Here is a 15893-nt window from a genome sequence, read left to right on the forward strand (position 1 = left end):
CCGTCGGTCCGTCAGTTTGTCTCCCTCGCCGAAAATCGCGCTCTTACCGCCAGAACCGTTTCGCGAACCTCGAGAGGACGCCCTCCTCGGGTTCGGTGACATCGTCCCAGAGGGTGAACGCCTCGGCGACGTCGGCAACCTCGCTCGAGACGTGCTCCTCGTCGTCGGGAGCGACGACGGCGAGATTGACGTCGTAGTGGCCGTAGTAGCCGAACTTCAACAGCGTACGGTCTCGGAAGCCCGAGACGAACTCGGAGACTGCGTCCGGCAACTCGTCTGCGACGAGCACGAAACTCACGTCTGTCCCGAAGTGCTCCTCGCTGGCGACGATTCGGTCGTCGGCAATGTCGTGACCCAGGTCGACGAGTCGCTCGAGTTCGGTGACCGTTGGCCGCGGTTCGCGGCGGGCGAAGAGGTACTCCCTGGCCTCGTGATCGGCGTACTTCAGCGAGGGGTGGAAGAACTGCTTCTGGTTGAGCACGCGCAACTCGCCGTAGAGGTCCCATCGCTCGCCGGCGGCGTGTCGATCCTTCTCGAGGTCGTAGCTGTACATCAGTCGGTCAGACACCCGGTCGAAGTACTGGTCGTCCCAGTCCGGGACGGCCTCACGAATCTCGGCCGGGAGCTCCTCGGCCTCGGGGAACTGTTCGCTGTCGCTCATGTGTCCTCAGGTTTGGTTTCGGGTTCAGGATCGTAGACACGGGCGTCGCCGTCGGCCGCCGGTGCGCCGATCGCCAGGACGGTCACCGGTCCGTCGGCACCGGCCGGATTGTACGCGCGCTGGGGACTCCCCGGATCGACGACGAACAGCCGCTCCTCAGGCACCTCGTACGTCTCCTCGGGCGTCTCGACGGACAGCATCCCGTCGAGGACGTAAAAGGCCTCCTGCTGGGTTTCGTGATAGTGGTACGCCAGCGGCAGTTCCTCGCCTGGCGCAGCGCGAAACCGATTGATCGCCATCGTCTCGAGCCCACCCGGTTCGGACAGCTTTCGACACTCGCTCGGTCGGTCGGGCGCCGGGTCGACGGCGTCCGGATCGACGATACGGTATCCCATACCACTTCGTACGAGCGGGGGAGCAAATAGGCGTCGGTGGTTCTGAGGGGGTCGAAGCTCGAGCTCACATCGAGGCCACCAGTCCACCTACTACTGCGAACGGCGGTACGCTTTAGCCCCTGGAACCGCTACGTTGTGAACGAGACACATGGGAGAGAAACCCACTGAATCCTGTGGCCGGTGCGCCATGTCGACGGTCGTCGATGCAACCGAGGCCGACCGATCCGACGAGGAGCGGGCCGCTCGCGACCCGTACGCCCGCGGGGCCATCGAGGTCGAGGAGTCGTCGGTTCGTCGCGTTTCGCCAGCCGCCTGGCTCGAGGGGATCTCGATTCGCCTCGACGACGCTGCGCGGCGGTTTATCTACGGCCGATAGCTTGACCGGTCGTTCCCGAAGCACCGAGTCGTCGGCGCAGTCCGCCCAGGTCAGGATCACGTCATCGTGACCGCGTAGGTCACCGTAAACAGCAGAATTATCGCCGTCGCGACGTTCACCAGCGTAAACTCGAGGATTCCGGCGAACGCGAGCCCCCAGACGACGGTCATGGCGAACAGCGTTGACAGCACGGCGTTCATCGCGAGGAGGACGCGCGGGTCGCCCCGCGAGGAGGACGCGGCCTCGTCGAACCCGTCGGCATCGCTGTCGGTCCGGCCCTCGACCTCCTCCGGATCAGTCATACCGAACCACGGATGCTCTGGCACTTAGTTTTTGTCGCTCGAAGGTGTCCGTGCCGTATGCGATTCCGCCTTCGAAATCGCGAGGGAACGCCGGTCGACCCCGTCCCGTTTTTCGTCGTCGCGGGCCTCGCCGTCATGCTCGTCCTCTCGTTTGGCCCGCTGTACGGCCAGGCGATTGGCGTCGGCCTCGAGTATTCGGCCGCCGGTTCTATCGCGCTCTCGTTTGCGTTCACCGTCGGCGCATACTATCGGCAGGTCTGGACCGTCCGGCCGGAGTTCGTCGGCGTCGTTCCAGCAGAGGTACGCGTCGAGCGCCTGTATTACCTCATGCTCGTGCTCGCGGTGCTCGTCGTCGGCCTGGCGATTCCACTGGCCCTCTGAACCGGTTCGAAATACAACGTTCGAACCGCCCGTACCGCTCGAGCCGTCACGTAGGGAGCTGACGACCGTATCGGTGGATGGTTGTGTGTCACCAATGCACACCCACAACGGACTGGTAGTGCTGGAGCTTGAAGAGTCAAGTATGGGAGTCATCGATTCGGTGAAAGCCGCACTCGCGTCGTCCGGGCCGAACGACCGCCCCATGGACGGCTCGCAGGGAGCGTACTGGTGTGACGACTGCAACGTTCGCATCAGGGATGTCGACCTCGAGAGCGACCCCGTCTGTCCGAACTGCGGCGAGGAGATGCGCTTCGAGCGCTCGCACGGCCGTAGTTGTGCGTGTTGACCGCGGGTTCGAATCGGAACCGTGCTCAGGGCTCTCGAAGCACGACCTCCTCGCCCTGGACGCTGGGAAACGGTCCCTCGGTCTCGAGACCCTCTTCCCACTCTTCATCTGTCACGAGCGTCTTCGATAGCGCGTCCCGGAGCGCCGTCTCGCCGTAGTCGGTACCGATGAACACGAGTTCGGTGCGACGGTCGCCGTGGTCGTCGTGCCACTCCAGGTTGGGTCGATTCGACCGGAGCATGTCGCGCTCGACGGCGGGGAGGCTGGCGATCCAGGGCCCTTGTGCGGTCGCTCTGATCGAGGGGCCGGCCTGGGCGACCGTCACCCGCATCTCGTTGCCGGTGAGCCAGGCGGTGCCCTTCGAGCGGACGATTTCCGACGGGAGGGTCTCGAGGAACGCGGCGAGCCGCTCGGGGTGGAAGGGGCGGCGGCGGCGGAAGACGAACGAGGAGACGCCGTAGACTTCGTCGGGGTGGCGGTGGTCGTGGCTGTGGCTGTGTTCGTGACCCTCGTCGTGCTCGTCTTCGTGAGCGTGCTCGCCATCGCTGTCGTGCGATTCGCTGTGATTATGAGGGGTTTCTCCGTCGTGGGTATCGCCTTCCTCGAGCGCCCGCTTCCAGCCCGGAAGGTCGGCCAACAGGGTGGGATCGAACAGCCCCCGTCCCAGGAGGCGATCCGGATCCACCGCCGAGAACTCGGTCCGAATCGTCTCCGCGTCGGGCTGGAGCGCTCGGACGAGGTCGGCGACGTTCTCAAGTTCGCCCTCGCTACACAGGTCCGCCTTGTTGAGCAAGACCAGGTTCGAGACCTCGACCTGTTCGACCAGCAAGTCTGAGAGCGGGCGACCGTCCTCGGTGCCCCGGCGCTCCGGCGTTTCCTCGCCCGCGAAGGCCTCGAGGAACGCGGGCGTATCCAGGACGGTCACGAGGGTGTCGACCGCGTACAGCGCGGCGACGCGGGACTCGGTGGTGAACAGCCGCGCGACGGGCGCGGGCTCGGAGATGCCTGAGGATTCGACGATCAGGTGGTCGAAGTCCCGGTCGCGGGCCAGGCGGACGACCGCGGTCTCGAGGTCGTCCTGAAGCTCACAGCAGATACAGCCGTTCGAGAGTTCCGCGACGCCGTCCTCGAGGTCGAGTTCGGAGCCCTCGGCGATCAGTTCGGCGTCGACGTTGACCTCGCCCATGTCGTTGACCAGCACCGCCAGCGACCGGTCCTCGGCGGTCGTCAGCAGGTGGTTGAGCAGCGTCGTCTTTCCCGCGCCAAGGCTTCCGGAGAGAATCGTGACCGGAATCTGATCGGTCTGCCCGTTCATACCGGCTACTGGGGCCGCGTTCCCTTGAATCCGATCCTCGAGCGCTCGACGCCGCGATACCTTTTACCCGTCGGCCTCCCACATCAGGGCATGGACCTGGCCGATCGCATCGAACGCTTTCGAGAAACGCTCGAGGAGTGGCTCCGTGGGCTCTACCACGGGATGATCACGCATCCGGCCTACGAGAAGATCGAGAAGGAAGCCGAGGACATCGAGGACGTGTTCCTGCTTGCGTGTTTCCCCGACGCGTTCGGCATCCCTTCGCCCGTGTCGTACTACACCGCCGAACTCCTGCCGTACCTCGAGACCGAGTTCGAAGCCTGGGAGCGCCGACTGTGGGACCGCGACATGCTCATCGAGCGCAAAGGCCAGCAGTATCACTTCTGATCGACCCATGGAACCCTTCGTCTTCTTCGGCGGCAAGGGCGGGGTCGGCAAGACCACCGTCTCCTGTGCCTACGGCCTGCGCTGTGCCCACGACGGGCTGCGGACGCTCGTCGTCTCGACCGACCCCGCACACTCGGTTACCGACGTGTTCGACCAGCCTTTCGACGACGATCCGACGCCAGTCGAGGGCATCGACGGTCTCGAGGCGATGCAACTCGACCCCGAGGAGGAGGTCACGCGCCACCTCGACGACATCCGGCGCGACCTCTCCGAGCAGGTCTCGGCGGCGATGGTCAACGAGATCAACCGCCAACTCGAGATGGCTCACGGGACGCCAGGTGCCTACGAGTCGGCGCTGTTCGACCGGTTCATCGAGGTCATGCGCAATTCCGAGGGGTACGACCGAGTCGTCTTCGACACCGCTCCCTCCGGAAGTACGCTCCGCCTGCTCGGCCTGCCGGACCTGCTCGAGGGCTGGATCGACCGTTTGATGTACAAACGTCGGACGAGCATCGACCTGTTCGAGAAGGCCGCGATCGGGAACCACGAACCGCGCCGCGTGATGGACGGCGACCCCGTCCTCGCCCGTCTCCAGGAACGAAAGGAGTTCTTCCGGTTCGCCGGAGACACCCTCGGCAACGACGCGGCCTTCTTCCTCGTCTTGAACCCCGACGAACTCTCGCTCAACGAGACCGAGCGCTCGATCGCCGACCTCGAGGAAAAGGACCTCCCCGTCCGCGGCCTCGTCGCCAACAAACTCACGCCCGAACCTGACGACGACGAGAACGGCCGCGGCGCGCGGTACCTCCGCGAGCGCGTGGAGACCGAGCGCGCACACCTCGAGACGATTCGGGAGACGTTCGGGCCGCCGCTGGTGGCCGAAATCGGCTGGCGGACCGCGGAGGTCAAAGGGAGCCTCCTGGAGGACGTCGCCGACGAACTCGACATCGAGACGGCGGTCGAACCGCCGACGCACGTCTGAACTGTCTGAGCCGTCCGAACCCGTCTGCACTCTCGCTCTGCCCCGTCACTCTGAATCTCTGTGGCGCGTGCTGACGACGCTCTCGAGCACTGCGAGAGGGCGTCGACGACGCCGCGCGAGGGGCGAGCGAGCGACCTCGGGAGCGAGTGAGTCGGTTGGGGAGGGAGAGGCGATATGGACTCGAGTTCTCGACTCGAGACCGTGCCATGCCTCCGCAATTCACACGACGACGAGAGCAAAAGCCGTTTAGCCGGGCCGCGCTCACGACTGGTAATGACCAGCAGTTACCGGATCGGACTCGTCGGCAAACCCTCCGTCGGCAAGTCCTCCTTCTTCAACGCCGCCACGATGAACGACGTCCCTGAGGGGGCCTACCCGTTCACCACCATCGACCCCAGCGTCGGCGAGGCCTACGTCCGCGTCGAGTGTGCCGCCCCCGAGTTCGACGAGGAGTGCACCCCTAACGTCGGCTACTGCGAGCACGGCACCCGCTTCGTCCCCACGAAACTCGTCGACGTCGCCGGCCTCATTCCCGGCGCCCACGAAGGGAAAGGCCTCGGCAACCAGTTTCTCACGGACCTCAACGAGACCGACGTGCTCGTGCACGTCGTCGACTTCTCCGGGGAAACGAACCTCGAGGGCGAACCCACCGAGGGTCACGACCCGCGCGAGGACATCGACTTCCTCGAGACCGAACTCGACCAGTGGTACCTCGGTGTGCTCGAGAAAGGAATCAACCGCTATTCGTCGGGCTACGTTACCGAGGACGACGCCATCGAGGAGGATCTGGCCGAGCAGATGAGCGCGTTCAAGACGAACGAGGACGAACTCAAACTCCTCATTCGGCGCGTCGATATCGGTTTCGACCCCGAGGAGTGGGACGACGAGGACAAACTCGAGCTGGCCCGCGAGATTCGCAAGGCGACGAAACCGATGGTGATCGCGGCAAACAAGATGGACACGCCCGCGGCTCAAGCGAACTACGACGAGATCACGAGCGACCCCGAGTACGAGGACCTGACCATCGTTCCCTGCAGCGCCCACGCCGAGAAGGCGCTCAAGTCGGCAGACAAAGCAGGCGTCGTCGAGTACCAACCGGGCGACGACGACTTCGAGATTACGGGCGACATCTCCGAGAGCCAGGAAGAAGGCCTCGAGCAGATTCGCGACTTCCTCCAATCCTACGGTGCCACGGGCGTCCAGGCGGCCCTCGAGACCGCCCTGTTCGACGTCCTCGGCGTGACGCCGGTGTTCCCCGGCGGCGCCAACGGCCTGGGGAACGAACGCGGCGAGGTGTTGCCCGACTGCTTCCTGATCCCGCCGGAGTCGACCGCGGAGGATTTCGCTTACAGCCTCCACTCGGACATCGGCGACGGCTTCCTCTACGCCATCGACTGTCGGAGCAACCGCCAGTTAGGCAAGGACTACCCCGTCGAATCTCGCGACGTCATCGAGATCGTGACGACGAACTGAGCATTTACCGTTGCTGTTCGACTGCCTCAGTCGATTGTGAAACAACACTACCGTATTTTTCGTCTGTTGAGGTTCTTATTTGGTGATGGGTTCTCGTCGGCTATGCTGAACACGGAGGGTGTATCTCGCAGAACGAGCGACTGGGTCTATCCCATCTCGGTGTAATATACCACCACTTCAGTACGCTGGGACTCGACGAGCGGCCCCGTTGGGAGGCGGATCGCCGATTCGGCATGGATGCTCTCTCGAGATTGCAGCTCTTCGGCGATCTGTGGCGGGTCGGTGCCGACTGGATAGCCGACTGTGACGACGATGCGTTCCGGCTGGCGGGGCGGGACCGGGTCGGTGTATTCGATCGTCACGTCGATGAGCGTGAGGTCGGCATATTCGGGCGAATCGAGAACGGCGGCCACGTCGTTGGTGACGTCCTCTTCGTACGTCCCGGTTCGGTAGGTATCGTACGTCACTCCGCCGAGAATCGACGAAAGCGCGACGATCATGACGACGAGCACGACAGCGCGTTTTTTGGTGGTAACGCGCGCTTCGTCCTGCTGAAACCAGTTCTCCGGCCGATAGCCCTTGTACCAGAGAACGGCGAGACTGGTGATATTGATCACCAACATGTTGACCAGAACGAGGACGCCCGCGGCGAGGGCCACGTTTGGGAGACCCCATGCGATACCGATACCGACGACGCCCAGTGGTGGAACGAGCGCGGCTGCGATCATGACACCGACGAGGGCGGCGGACGTGCCCGCAGTGAGCGTCCACGCTCCCGCCACCCCGGCGCCGATCGCGATGACGAGCGAGAGTATATCAGGGCTTAACCGACCCTGAATCTCCGAGATTTCGAAGATTTCGAGCATCGGTGAAACGAGTCCGGTCGTCCGGGCGGCAAACGCAAAGACGGCGGCGGTGACGATGCCGATGCCGAGCCCGATCGCCTGGAGCTTGATCCCGCGTCGAAACAGCGCGCGATCGTTGATGACCGTGCCGACGCTCGCACCGAGTGCGGGTCCGATCAACGGCGCAATCACCATCGACCCGACGACGACCGCCGGCGAATCGAGTAACAGGCCGGCGGTCGCGACGACCACACTCATAACCGTCATAACGAGATACGTGCTAAACCGGGGAGTGAGGTCCTTTGCCTGGGCTTGGAGCTCCTCACGGGAGATGCGCGCGGTGTTCTGAGCGTACCGCTCTTCGAGAGCGTCGTACTTCTCTGAGACGACGGTTTCTGCTTCGATGATCACCGTGTAGGAATCCTCGTCGATCCCTACGTCCCGAAGTTCGTCGAGGACAGATTCGACCGCGGGTGCCGGCAACGGGAACGTGATGACGACCGAGGGCTCGTCACGACTCCCCTCCTCAACGAGGGTGAAGGCGATATCTTCGTCCTTGAGCGTCTCCTCGACGGCTTCACGCTTTTGCTTCGGGATCAGAAGCTCCACGAGTCGCATGGTGTCACGACCACAATGCCGTGGATAAACGTTCGTCCCGACTCTAAGCCGTGTCGACGAAAAGGTTCCGGAGTGACTGGCCCCTGTTCATCCACGTCCCGATTGAGTCACTCATTTATTGGTATTGTATATTTTACCTGTTGGTTCGAATGACCACAACGGACACGATCATCGGGAAAACCGCGCCAACAGAAGCTATTTCCCCGCGGCTTCGGAACCTCGTATCATGACTGTGGACCTCGTTATTCACAACGGAACCGTCCTGACGCCCGCGGGCCGGAGCCCGAATTCGGGCATCGCCATCGAGGACGGCACGATCGTCGCCGTCGGCCGGAGCGACCGGTTGCCCGACGCGGAGCGAACGCTCGATGCCGAAGGGAACGTCATCGCCCCCGGCGTCGTCGACTGTCACATCCACAACCGGGAACCCGGCCTCGAGTACAAGGAAGACTGGGAGTCGGCCACCCGGGCGGCCGCCGCGGGCGGCGTCACGACCGTCGTCGGCATGCCCAACACCGACCCCGTTATCGACCGGCCCGAGCACCTCGAGCTCAAACTCGAGCGCGGCGACGCGAGCGCCCACGTCGACTTCGGGAGCTACGTCGTCGTCACCTCCGAGAACCTCGAGCACATTCCTGCCCTGGACGAGGCGGGCGCACTGGGGTACAAGATCTTCCTCGGTTCGACCGTCGGGGACGTCCCGCCGCCGAACGACGGCGAGATTCTCGAGGCGATGGAGCGCATTCGGGAGACGGGGAAGCGACTCGGCTTCCACGAGGAGAACGGCGAGATCATCGACCACTATACCCGCCAGTTCCAGGACGCGGGCAAGAACCGACCGATCGACCACGCCCACTCCCGGCCCGTCATCGCCGAGCGGGAGGCCATCGAGCGCATGATCACCTTCGCCGAGGAAACCGGCGCGAAGATCCACATGTTCCACGTCTCCTCGGGGTCCGGCGCGGAGGCGGTCGCCCGCGGGAAGGAGCGTGGCGTCGACGTGACCGCCGAGACCTGCCCGCACTACCTCTGGTTCACCGAGTCGGTCCTCGAGGAGAAGGGCAACGTCGCTCGCATTCAGCCGCCGATCCGGGATGCCGACCAGCGCGAGCGACTCTGGACGGCCTTCCAGACCGGCGCCATCGACTGCGTCGCCACCGATCACGCACCGCACACGCCCGAGGAGAAACTGGTCGACGACCCCTTCGGGAACACCTGGGACGCTATCTCGGGATTCGTCGGCCTCGAGACCGAGGTTCCCGCGCTGCTCTCGTTCGTCGAGCAGGGCCGACTCACGCTCGAGGAGTGGGCCTATCATCACGCAGCACGCCCCGCACAGGTCTGGGGGCTATACCCACAGAAGGGGTCGCTCCAGGTCGGAACGGACGCCGATATTACGGTCGTCGACCCCGAACTGGAGTGGACGCTCGAAGACCGGGCCGACTTACACTCGAAGAACTGCGTGACGCCGTTCGAGGGCGAGACCTTTACCGGGAAGGCGGTGACGACGGTCGTCCGCGGCGAGGTCGTCTACGACGATGGCGAGGTCGTCGGGGAGTCGGGGTACGGGGCTCGGGTCGAGCCGAACTGAGTCAGTGGACTCGAGAGGTTCACGCAGAACGCGTACCGATCCGTGGGCGAGGTTCAGTATCAAACGCTTGTTCACCTCACTGCATTCGAGATCATAACCTCCGTAATTGTCCGGAAGGTGAGTGACGTGGGGGTTTGAGAACGAAACTAGGAAACAGGAGACTTGCGTGGGCAGTTTTTGCTCGAGAGGGAGCTCAGAGCAACGTCAGGCTTGAATGGGACAAAGAAGAAAACCCGAAGGGATGTGAAAAGGAGATATAATCATGCTCTCATAGAGTTCATAATCGGTTTCCGTATGGCGCTTTCCGTGTTGAACGACGATCGATAGACGATGGACCGAAATGCTGGCTCGAGTCCGTTACTCCGATTTGAATTCGACGGTATGACGGCCTCTCTGCAGGGATTTGATCCACTACCTCAAGTAAGTAAACTCCTCTCAGGGTATGTTATCCAGAAGTTCATAATCGGATTCCTGCTATCGATTTTGGGCATTTTGTCTGCTTAGATAGGTGTGTAGATACCTCTTCAATACAAGAAGTGTAAACGACGCTCTCAGAACTCCTCGAGCCGTTATTCAGGGAGATTGCCCCGAGAAAGACATCGAACGGTCGGACGACGACGATAACACACACCGTGCTCATATACCGATCTGATTGGCCCTGTTATTCGAACAGATACTCATATATTACATTGAGAGTCCCTCTAACCAACGTTTGTGCAATCGTGAGCATTCTCGAGCGTGATCTCGATCTTGCAATCCCGGAGCGCGCCTCTTTCTAGATGCCCTCTAAAACACTCTCTACACACATCTTCCGGACGTATAGCCCAATTATGAACCATCTAAAAACCAGCTAGCACTGTTCTCGAGGCCACTCTGCAGGATTGACAGCATTCATGCTCTACGTGTCGATTCGAAATTACAGGGGTCAGCGTCGTGACATAGTGTTTCTCGAGGCGCTCCCTCTGAGGGACCGACGAGATTGAGTCGATGTTAGTTAATATATCAATTGGCTCATACTTCCGCGCGTGGAGACCCCGCTGTCACGGTGAGAGTGTGTCACTCCTCGTCTTCGCCTCCATCCTCATCTTCGTCGGCCTCTTCGTCCTCACCACCGTCTTCCTCACCGTCATCTCCGTCTTCACTCTCGTCTTCATCGCCGCCCTCGCTGCCTTCTTCCTCATCGCTGCCCTCGTCGGTTTCGTCCTCGTCTCCTCCATCATCTTCACTTTCGTCTCCACCCTCACTCGAGCCCTCATCAGACTCGGATTCGTCGCTCTCTTCGGTGCCATCGTCGTCTTCGCCGTCCTCGCCGTCGGCCTCGGCTTCGTCGCCAGTGTCGTCACTGCCGTCGCCACCCTCGGCGCCGTCCGCGTCGGCACCCGATTCCTCGCCGCCGTCGTCTGCGCCACCGGATCCGGGCGCGTCCGGCGGCGTCTCCACCGTGACCCAGAAGTACGTGTACTCCGTGGCCTCCTCCATCGTGGCCGTTTCGGGGGCATCACCCTCGAAGAGCATCACGGCGATGCGAACCGTTTCGCCATCCCCTGCGGCCGGCGCCACGGACCGCTCGGCGGTGATCTGCCCGCCGTCCCCGGACTGGCTGATCGCCGTCACCTCCTGGTGAGTCACCCGTTCGACGACCTCGCCGTCAGCGACCACCTGCTCTTGCATCACCACGGTGTACTCCATCTCGCGGCCCTCCTCGTTGTGGATCTGGAAGGTGATCGGGATCGAGTCCCCGGGGGCGACCGTGTCGGGCATCTCGGCCTCGAGGTCGCCGTCACCCTCGGCCGTGTAGATGGCGAGCTGGGTGAACCCCCCGGCGGCCATCGGCGCCGTGAACGAGTACAGCAACACGCCGACGGCAGCGATGATCGCGAGTCCGAGCAAGAGCGACGAGGCGCGGGCCGCTCCAGTTTCATTCGCGCTCGAGAACCGTTTTCGCAGGCCGGCCAGCGACACCGTAAAGCGATCCGCAGGCGGGACGCGGAGCCGGCGGATCACCGCGAGCTGGGCAGCAACGACGGTCACTGCCGCGAGTGCGCCGATGGTCGAACCGACTGTGAGGCCCCAGCGCGTCAACGGGAGTGCCAGCACGACGATTGGGACGACCGCGATCGAGAGCCCCAGACCGAGCGCCAGACGTTCGGCGGCATCGATACCTCCTGGACGGGCTTCAGCGGTCGCTTGTGGACCTGGAGCCCGTGCCCTGGCCCGAACCGGGAAGAGCATCGAGACGAGTGCGTAGCCCGGCAGGAACGAGACGAACGCCAGCGCGGACAGCAGGCGGAGGCCGCTCCCCGGCGATAGGTTCGTGACGAGCACGTACGCGAGGACCGTCGCGAGCGTGACGAACGCGAGGTCGGTCGGGTACCGACCCACCGCCCCGACGGTGTTCTGGGTCTTCGTGGTGAGACTCATCGATTCCGCCTCCACAGGAGTCGGTCAGGGACACCGGACATACTCGAATCAGTGAATCGCTAGCGGTAGCCGGCCTTTGTTATGGCCGGATTACCGTCCTCGAGTCGGTATCTGTCGTTCGATTCCGGATCGGAGCACGGTTGCGGTCGCCGATCGCTCGGTCGTCGACCGCCAACCGTCGGCCGTCGACCATTGCGACGCTCGGCCGTCCGGGCAGACCACCGGATGGCGTGATAGCGCTCGGTAGCGGTGACCCGGGACGGGATCGGGTGCGCGAGGATGCTCGAGAGGGAAGGGAAGTCTCGTCGAGGGGCCTCGACAAGGCCCCGTCGGCCTAGAGGAGTCTCATCCAGGGGCCTCGAAAGGGGTCGTTCAGACGCCTCGAGCGACCTCATTCAGGTGTCTGATCGACGAGAGCGGCTACCTTTCGACGGTGGTCACGTCACTCGTCACCCGTCGCTCGTCACGTATCGGTTATCGCCCGTCGACGATCGGAAAATGGTGCGAGGATCGTTCTGGGCGCCGTTCGCCGTTCGACGTCGCCCGTCGACGGCTATCGTCTCGCTAAACGTCGATCGGTGACGGCCACTGTCCCCCTAGACGTCGACGTACTGCGCTTCCCAGTCGCGGCGCTCGCTGATCCGATCGAGCCCCTCGTCGGTAATCGCGTAATAGTTCGTTCGTCTGTCGAGTTGTCCCTTCTCGACCAGCTCCTTGTTGACGAGCGTATCGAGGTTCGGGTACAGCCGTCCGTGATTGATTTCGGAGCTGTAGTACTGTTCGACTTCTTCTTTGACGGTTTGTCCGGACGGGCGGTCCGCGCCGGCGATTACGTATAGCAGGTCTCGCTGGAATCCGGTCAGGTCGTGCATTGCTCAATCACATGGACCGTTCCGTAGATTGGATATTTGTTATCCGCATCATACAGCCGTTGCTCGCTCCCGAATTTGTCAACGGCATGTATTGTTTTTACGCTATGCTCGTCTTTCTCGCGTAAACTCGGGCCAACTCCCCCGAGAGCGCCACCCATCGTGTTTCCCCGACCTGATCGCAATTGTAGGTCGTGAATCTACCGACTACCGCCGCGTCGCGCCTGTACGCTCGTCTCGGGTTCTGCGTCGTGGCCCGATCCGGTCGAAACCGTAATCCCCGTCTCGCCGATCTCGACCTGCACGCTGTCGACGGTCGACTCGTAGGCCGTCGTGTGCGTTCCGTCCGGTTCGAACCGGATGCACTCCGCCAGCAGCTCGCTCTCGAGGAGGTTGTTGATCCGTCGATAGATCGTCGCCGACGAGCAGTCGGTTCGTTCGGTCAGTTCTTTCGCGGTCCGTGGCCCTTCGCTGGCCGCGACGAGAATCGTTCGCGCGCACTCGTCGCCGAGCACGTCGAGTTGGGCCGCCGGGTTGACTGTCGATTCTGCCGCCGTATGGTTTGCGTGAGTGGACATGTATGGCATCTCCGTCGTCAGACTGTAATCGGGTCGTGGGGCAGTACCGACGTCAACTGTCGACAGTGACAGGCCATCGGTACGTTCTAACCATCTAACCCGTAAGGAGGACTGGTATTTTATAACGGACAGCCTTATTCCGCGAAGGGAGCCCGTTCCGTCTCGAAAGCTGGAATTTCCCGATGGAAAGTTCGAATTTCGGTCCTCAGTATCGGCTTCCTAAACGGTGAATTCGAGCGAATCCAGATAAATCCGGGCGGTAGTTGTCGATCGCCCCAGCTCCACAATATCGGCCATAGCGTCTCAGACACCGTGAAAACAGCGTATTAACCCGTTCTCCCCGTCCTGGGCGGACTGAACGGTCGGCCTCCTTTATTCGGATCTGAACACGTCGGTTGTAGTACTGCTCGAGCGCTCCCTCGTTCGAGTGCGAGTACAGCCAAGACGACCGCATCGAATCCCCCTTTCCAATCCATGACAACAACTCGACTCAACTGGACTCCGAACGAATCGTCGGCGACAGGCACGCGGTGTGAGAACTGTGGCACGCACGTGACTCAGCAGTTCGCTCGCGTCTTCGGCGACAACGGTGACGTCGTACACGGCTGCCCCGCGTGTACGACTTACCGCGAGATGCAATCAGGCGGTCATCTCCCTTCTCGTTAACCCGGCCTTCGACCGAGCGGTTTCTCACGACGCGGCGATGCGATCGTCGATACGTTTGACATCCACCCACGACTGAAGTCGTGGGATTCCTCTCGTGGGAGTCTCAGTCGTCTGAGTCCCCGAGAGCGACATTCCCGCCCGGTGCGGTACTCTGGTTTGTGTACGCCTCGTTGGCCATTGTCTCCGCAATGGAGGGCGGGTTTTGGTGTTCCCGCCAGTCGTGATTGTTCCACTTGAGGTACACGGGTCGTGCCATCGACCCGCCTGCTGTTTGCCGTCTCAGGAACGATTCCGACGCGACGAGGTCGGCGTGTCCTTCGAACCCGCATGGGCACGTCAGCGAGTCCTCGTGGCGACGTGTATTGTCGCGTTCACCGCATACAGGACACTCCTGACTCGTCCACGCTTCGGATTCTTCCGCGACCGTGATGCCGTATTCTTCGCACACGTCTTCGAGGCGGTTGATGAACCGTCGGTACGCCCAGAAGGTGTGCGTCTTCTCGTTCACACGCGGTGACCAACACGCGGTGACCAGTGCGTCGAGAGAACGCCCTTGATGTCGCCTACGTACAGCGTCGAAACACCCTCGTCATACAGGCGTTCCACAAGGTCTCGGACGAGGCTGTCTTGGGCGTGGTTGCGGCGGTTCGTGCGCGTTCGATACAAGCGGTCGATGCGCTTGCTGGACTTGCGTTGGTCTTCGAGGAGCGACTGATAGGACGCGATTCGTTCCGTGGTTTCACGGAACTCCTTGAATAAGTTGCGTCCCTCGTACAGGTATTGGGAGCCGGTCGTTGTCGTGCAGGCGACGAGGTTGTTCGCGCCAACGTCCAGAGCGGCCTCGTGGGAGGCCAGTGGTGAATCCAGTCGAGAACGGTCGACGGTGACTGGTTGATAGGCCCTGAACGTCTCTTCGAGTTCGTCGTACACGAGTTCGAGTCGGCCCTGCTCGCCGCTCCACTTCGGATCGCCCGCAACTTCAACGCGCAGACGCTGGTTCCGATTCAGCCCGAGTTCATCCTTGAGTTCGGAGCCAATCGGAACTTCGAGCCGGGAACGCTTCCCGAACTCGAGGGTGTACTAGTCGTTGCGGACGTAGGTGCGTAGCACCCGTCCGTCGTCTTCGCTGCCCCAGTACCCCGGTGGCGACGGGCGTTTATCGAGTTTCCCGGCATGGTACGTCTCGTCGCTGGAGAAGAATGATCGCCACGCCGCCGAATTTTTGCGGATGATTTGCTGAGCGACACTACTACTGAGAACGCTCTTGTATTTGCCTTCAAGACTGCCGGTGTCCGCGTTCCAAACGCTTTCGTCTTCGAGGAAGGCCTGGCGGCGAGCGTAGTTCGTCTCGTTCCAGAGACTCGCAGAAGCGTCCAACCAGCGAACGAACACCTCTCGCTCCTTTTCGGAACGAGGGCGAACATCGAACTGGTTGGTTCGCTTCATCACTACGTGCTACGAATTATTGGTTCGTAAACGTATGGATTAGCGTGGGAGACTCGGGCCTGCTATCAGAGTGGTTAGTGGAGTGTCGGATTCATCCCACGACTAACGTCGTGGGCTTTCTCCTTGACTTCGTGTAACGCCGGATGCATTTCGTTCGCCAATATCATCTAGCACATTTTACATCAGATTGAAGGGCGCAGTACGCGAATTGAGAGGCAGTACGATGGTAGGTGGTGGAACG

The 15893-nt window shown here is 62.2% G+C and carries 16 protein-coding genes and 1 pseudogene; 8 read left to right on the forward strand and 9 right to left on the reverse strand.

What is annotated here, in order from left to right:
• Positions 1-43: 43 nt before the first annotated feature.
• Positions 44-661 (reverse strand): DUF8052 family protein, encoded by a 618-nt coding sequence (locus NGM29_RS07005; RefSeq protein ID WP_254159736.1) that lies wholly within the window; start codon positions 659-661, stop codon positions 44-46.
• Positions 658-1056 carry a cupin domain-containing protein gene (locus NGM29_RS07010; RefSeq protein ID WP_254159737.1) on the reverse strand — a complete coding sequence of 133 codons (399 nt, stop codon included), beginning with the start codon at positions 1054-1056 and terminating at the stop codon, positions 658-660. Before NGM29_RS07010 ends, NGM29_RS07005 begins: the two co-directional genes overlap by 4 nt.
• Positions 1057-1204: 148 nt before the next feature.
• On the opposite strand from NGM29_RS07010, the gene NGM29_RS07015 reads away from it, so the two are divergent.
• Positions 1205-1432, forward strand: a complete 228-nt coding sequence (locus NGM29_RS07015) for a DUF8007 family protein (protein WP_254159738.1) — start codon at positions 1205-1207, stop codon at positions 1430-1432.
• A 56-nt stretch (positions 1433-1488) separates the two neighbouring features.
• On the opposite strand, the gene NGM29_RS07020 is transcribed toward NGM29_RS07015, so the two are convergent.
• Entirely contained in the window at positions 1489-1734 is a 246-nt protein-coding gene (locus NGM29_RS07020; RefSeq protein WP_254159739.1) for a DUF8107 family protein, read from the reverse strand.
• Positions 1735-1791: 57 nt separating this feature from the next.
• Between NGM29_RS07020 and NGM29_RS07025 the strand changes: the two genes are divergently transcribed.
• Both NGM29_RS07025 and NGM29_RS07030 read left to right on the forward strand, forming a co-directional pair.
• Positions 1792-2115 carry a hypothetical protein gene (locus NGM29_RS07025; RefSeq protein ID WP_254159740.1) on the forward strand — a complete coding sequence of 108 codons (324 nt, stop codon included), beginning with the start codon at positions 1792-1794 and terminating at the stop codon, positions 2113-2115.
• 142 nt (positions 2116-2257) lie between these two features.
• The gene (locus NGM29_RS07030) at positions 2258-2461 is read left to right on the forward strand and encodes a hypothetical protein (RefSeq protein WP_254159741.1); all 204 of its coding nucleotides are present in this window, start codon (positions 2258-2260) and stop codon (positions 2459-2461) included.
• A gap of 25 nt (positions 2462-2486) precedes the next feature.
• Here NGM29_RS07030 and NGM29_RS07035 read toward each other — a convergent pair whose 3' ends face one another.
• Positions 2487-3776: a CobW family GTP-binding protein gene (locus tag NGM29_RS07035; protein WP_254159742.1), complete on the reverse strand. Its 1290-nt coding sequence runs from the start codon at positions 3774-3776 to the stop codon at positions 2487-2489.
• Positions 3777-3866: 90 nt separating this feature from the next.
• On the opposite strand from NGM29_RS07035, the gene NGM29_RS07040 reads away from it, so the two are divergent.
• The 3 genes from NGM29_RS07040 (at position 3867) to NGM29_RS07050 (ending at position 6618) form a co-directional block, all read left to right on the forward strand.
• Complete coding sequence (locus NGM29_RS07040; RefSeq protein ID WP_253433231.1) at positions 3867-4163, forward strand: DUF7990 family protein; 297 nt, start codon at positions 3867-3869, stop codon at positions 4161-4163.
• 7 nt (positions 4164-4170) lie between these two features.
• Positions 4171-5145 (forward strand): ArsA family ATPase, encoded by a 975-nt coding sequence (locus NGM29_RS07045; protein ID WP_254159743.1) that lies wholly within the window; start codon positions 4171-4173, stop codon positions 5143-5145.
• Positions 5146-5418: 273 nt separating this feature from the next.
• Positions 5419-6618, forward strand: coding sequence for a redox-regulated ATPase YchF (locus NGM29_RS07050; protein ID WP_254159744.1), 1200 nt, complete (start codon positions 5419-5421; stop codon positions 6616-6618).
• A 146-nt stretch (positions 6619-6764) separates the two neighbouring features.
• Here NGM29_RS07050 and NGM29_RS07055 read toward each other — a convergent pair whose 3' ends face one another.
• Positions 6765-8081, reverse strand: coding sequence for a TIGR00341 family protein (locus tag NGM29_RS07055; protein WP_254159745.1), 1317 nt, complete (start codon positions 8079-8081; stop codon positions 6765-6767).
• Positions 8082-8307: 226 nt separating this feature from the next.
• On the opposite strand from NGM29_RS07055, the gene allB reads away from it, so the two are divergent.
• Positions 8308-9672, forward strand: coding sequence for an allantoinase AllB (gene allB, locus NGM29_RS07060; RefSeq protein WP_254159746.1), 1365 nt, complete (start codon positions 8308-8310; stop codon positions 9670-9672).
• Positions 9673-10728: 1056 nt separating this feature from the next.
• On the opposite strand, the gene NGM29_RS07065 is transcribed toward allB, so the two are convergent.
• The 3 genes from NGM29_RS07065 to NGM29_RS07075 form a co-directional block, all read right to left on the reverse strand.
• Positions 10729-12093: a DUF1616 domain-containing protein gene (locus tag NGM29_RS07065; RefSeq protein ID WP_254159747.1), complete on the reverse strand. Its 1365-nt coding sequence runs from the start codon at positions 12091-12093 to the stop codon at positions 10729-10731.
• A gap of 596 nt (positions 12094-12689) precedes the next feature.
• Positions 12690-12965: a PadR family transcriptional regulator gene (locus NGM29_RS07070; protein ID WP_254159748.1), complete on the reverse strand. Its 276-nt coding sequence runs from the start codon at positions 12963-12965 to the stop codon at positions 12690-12692.
• A gap of 197 nt (positions 12966-13162) precedes the next feature.
• Entirely contained in the window at positions 13163-13540 is a 378-nt protein-coding gene (locus NGM29_RS07075) for a winged helix-turn-helix domain-containing protein (protein ID WP_254159750.1), read from the reverse strand.
• Positions 13541-14014: 474 nt separating this feature from the next.
• Here NGM29_RS07075 and NGM29_RS07080 point away from each other — a divergent pair, with 474 nt between their 5' ends.
• A complete protein-coding gene (locus NGM29_RS07080) occupies positions 14015-14206 on the forward strand; it encodes a DUF7563 family protein (protein ID WP_253433255.1) in 192 nt (63 codons plus the stop codon).
• Positions 14207-14309: 103 nt separating this feature from the next.
• On the opposite strand, the pseudogene NGM29_RS07085 reads toward NGM29_RS07080, so the two are convergent.
• Positions 14310-15652, reverse strand: a pseudogene (locus NGM29_RS07085) (RNA-guided endonuclease InsQ/TnpB family protein).
• Positions 15653-15893: the final 241 nt, after the last annotated feature.

It is taken from the genome of Natronosalvus rutilus (genome assembly GCF_024204665.1).
Taxonomy (GTDB): domain Archaea; phylum Halobacteriota; class Halobacteria; order Halobacteriales; family Natrialbaceae; genus Natronosalvus; species Natronosalvus rutilus.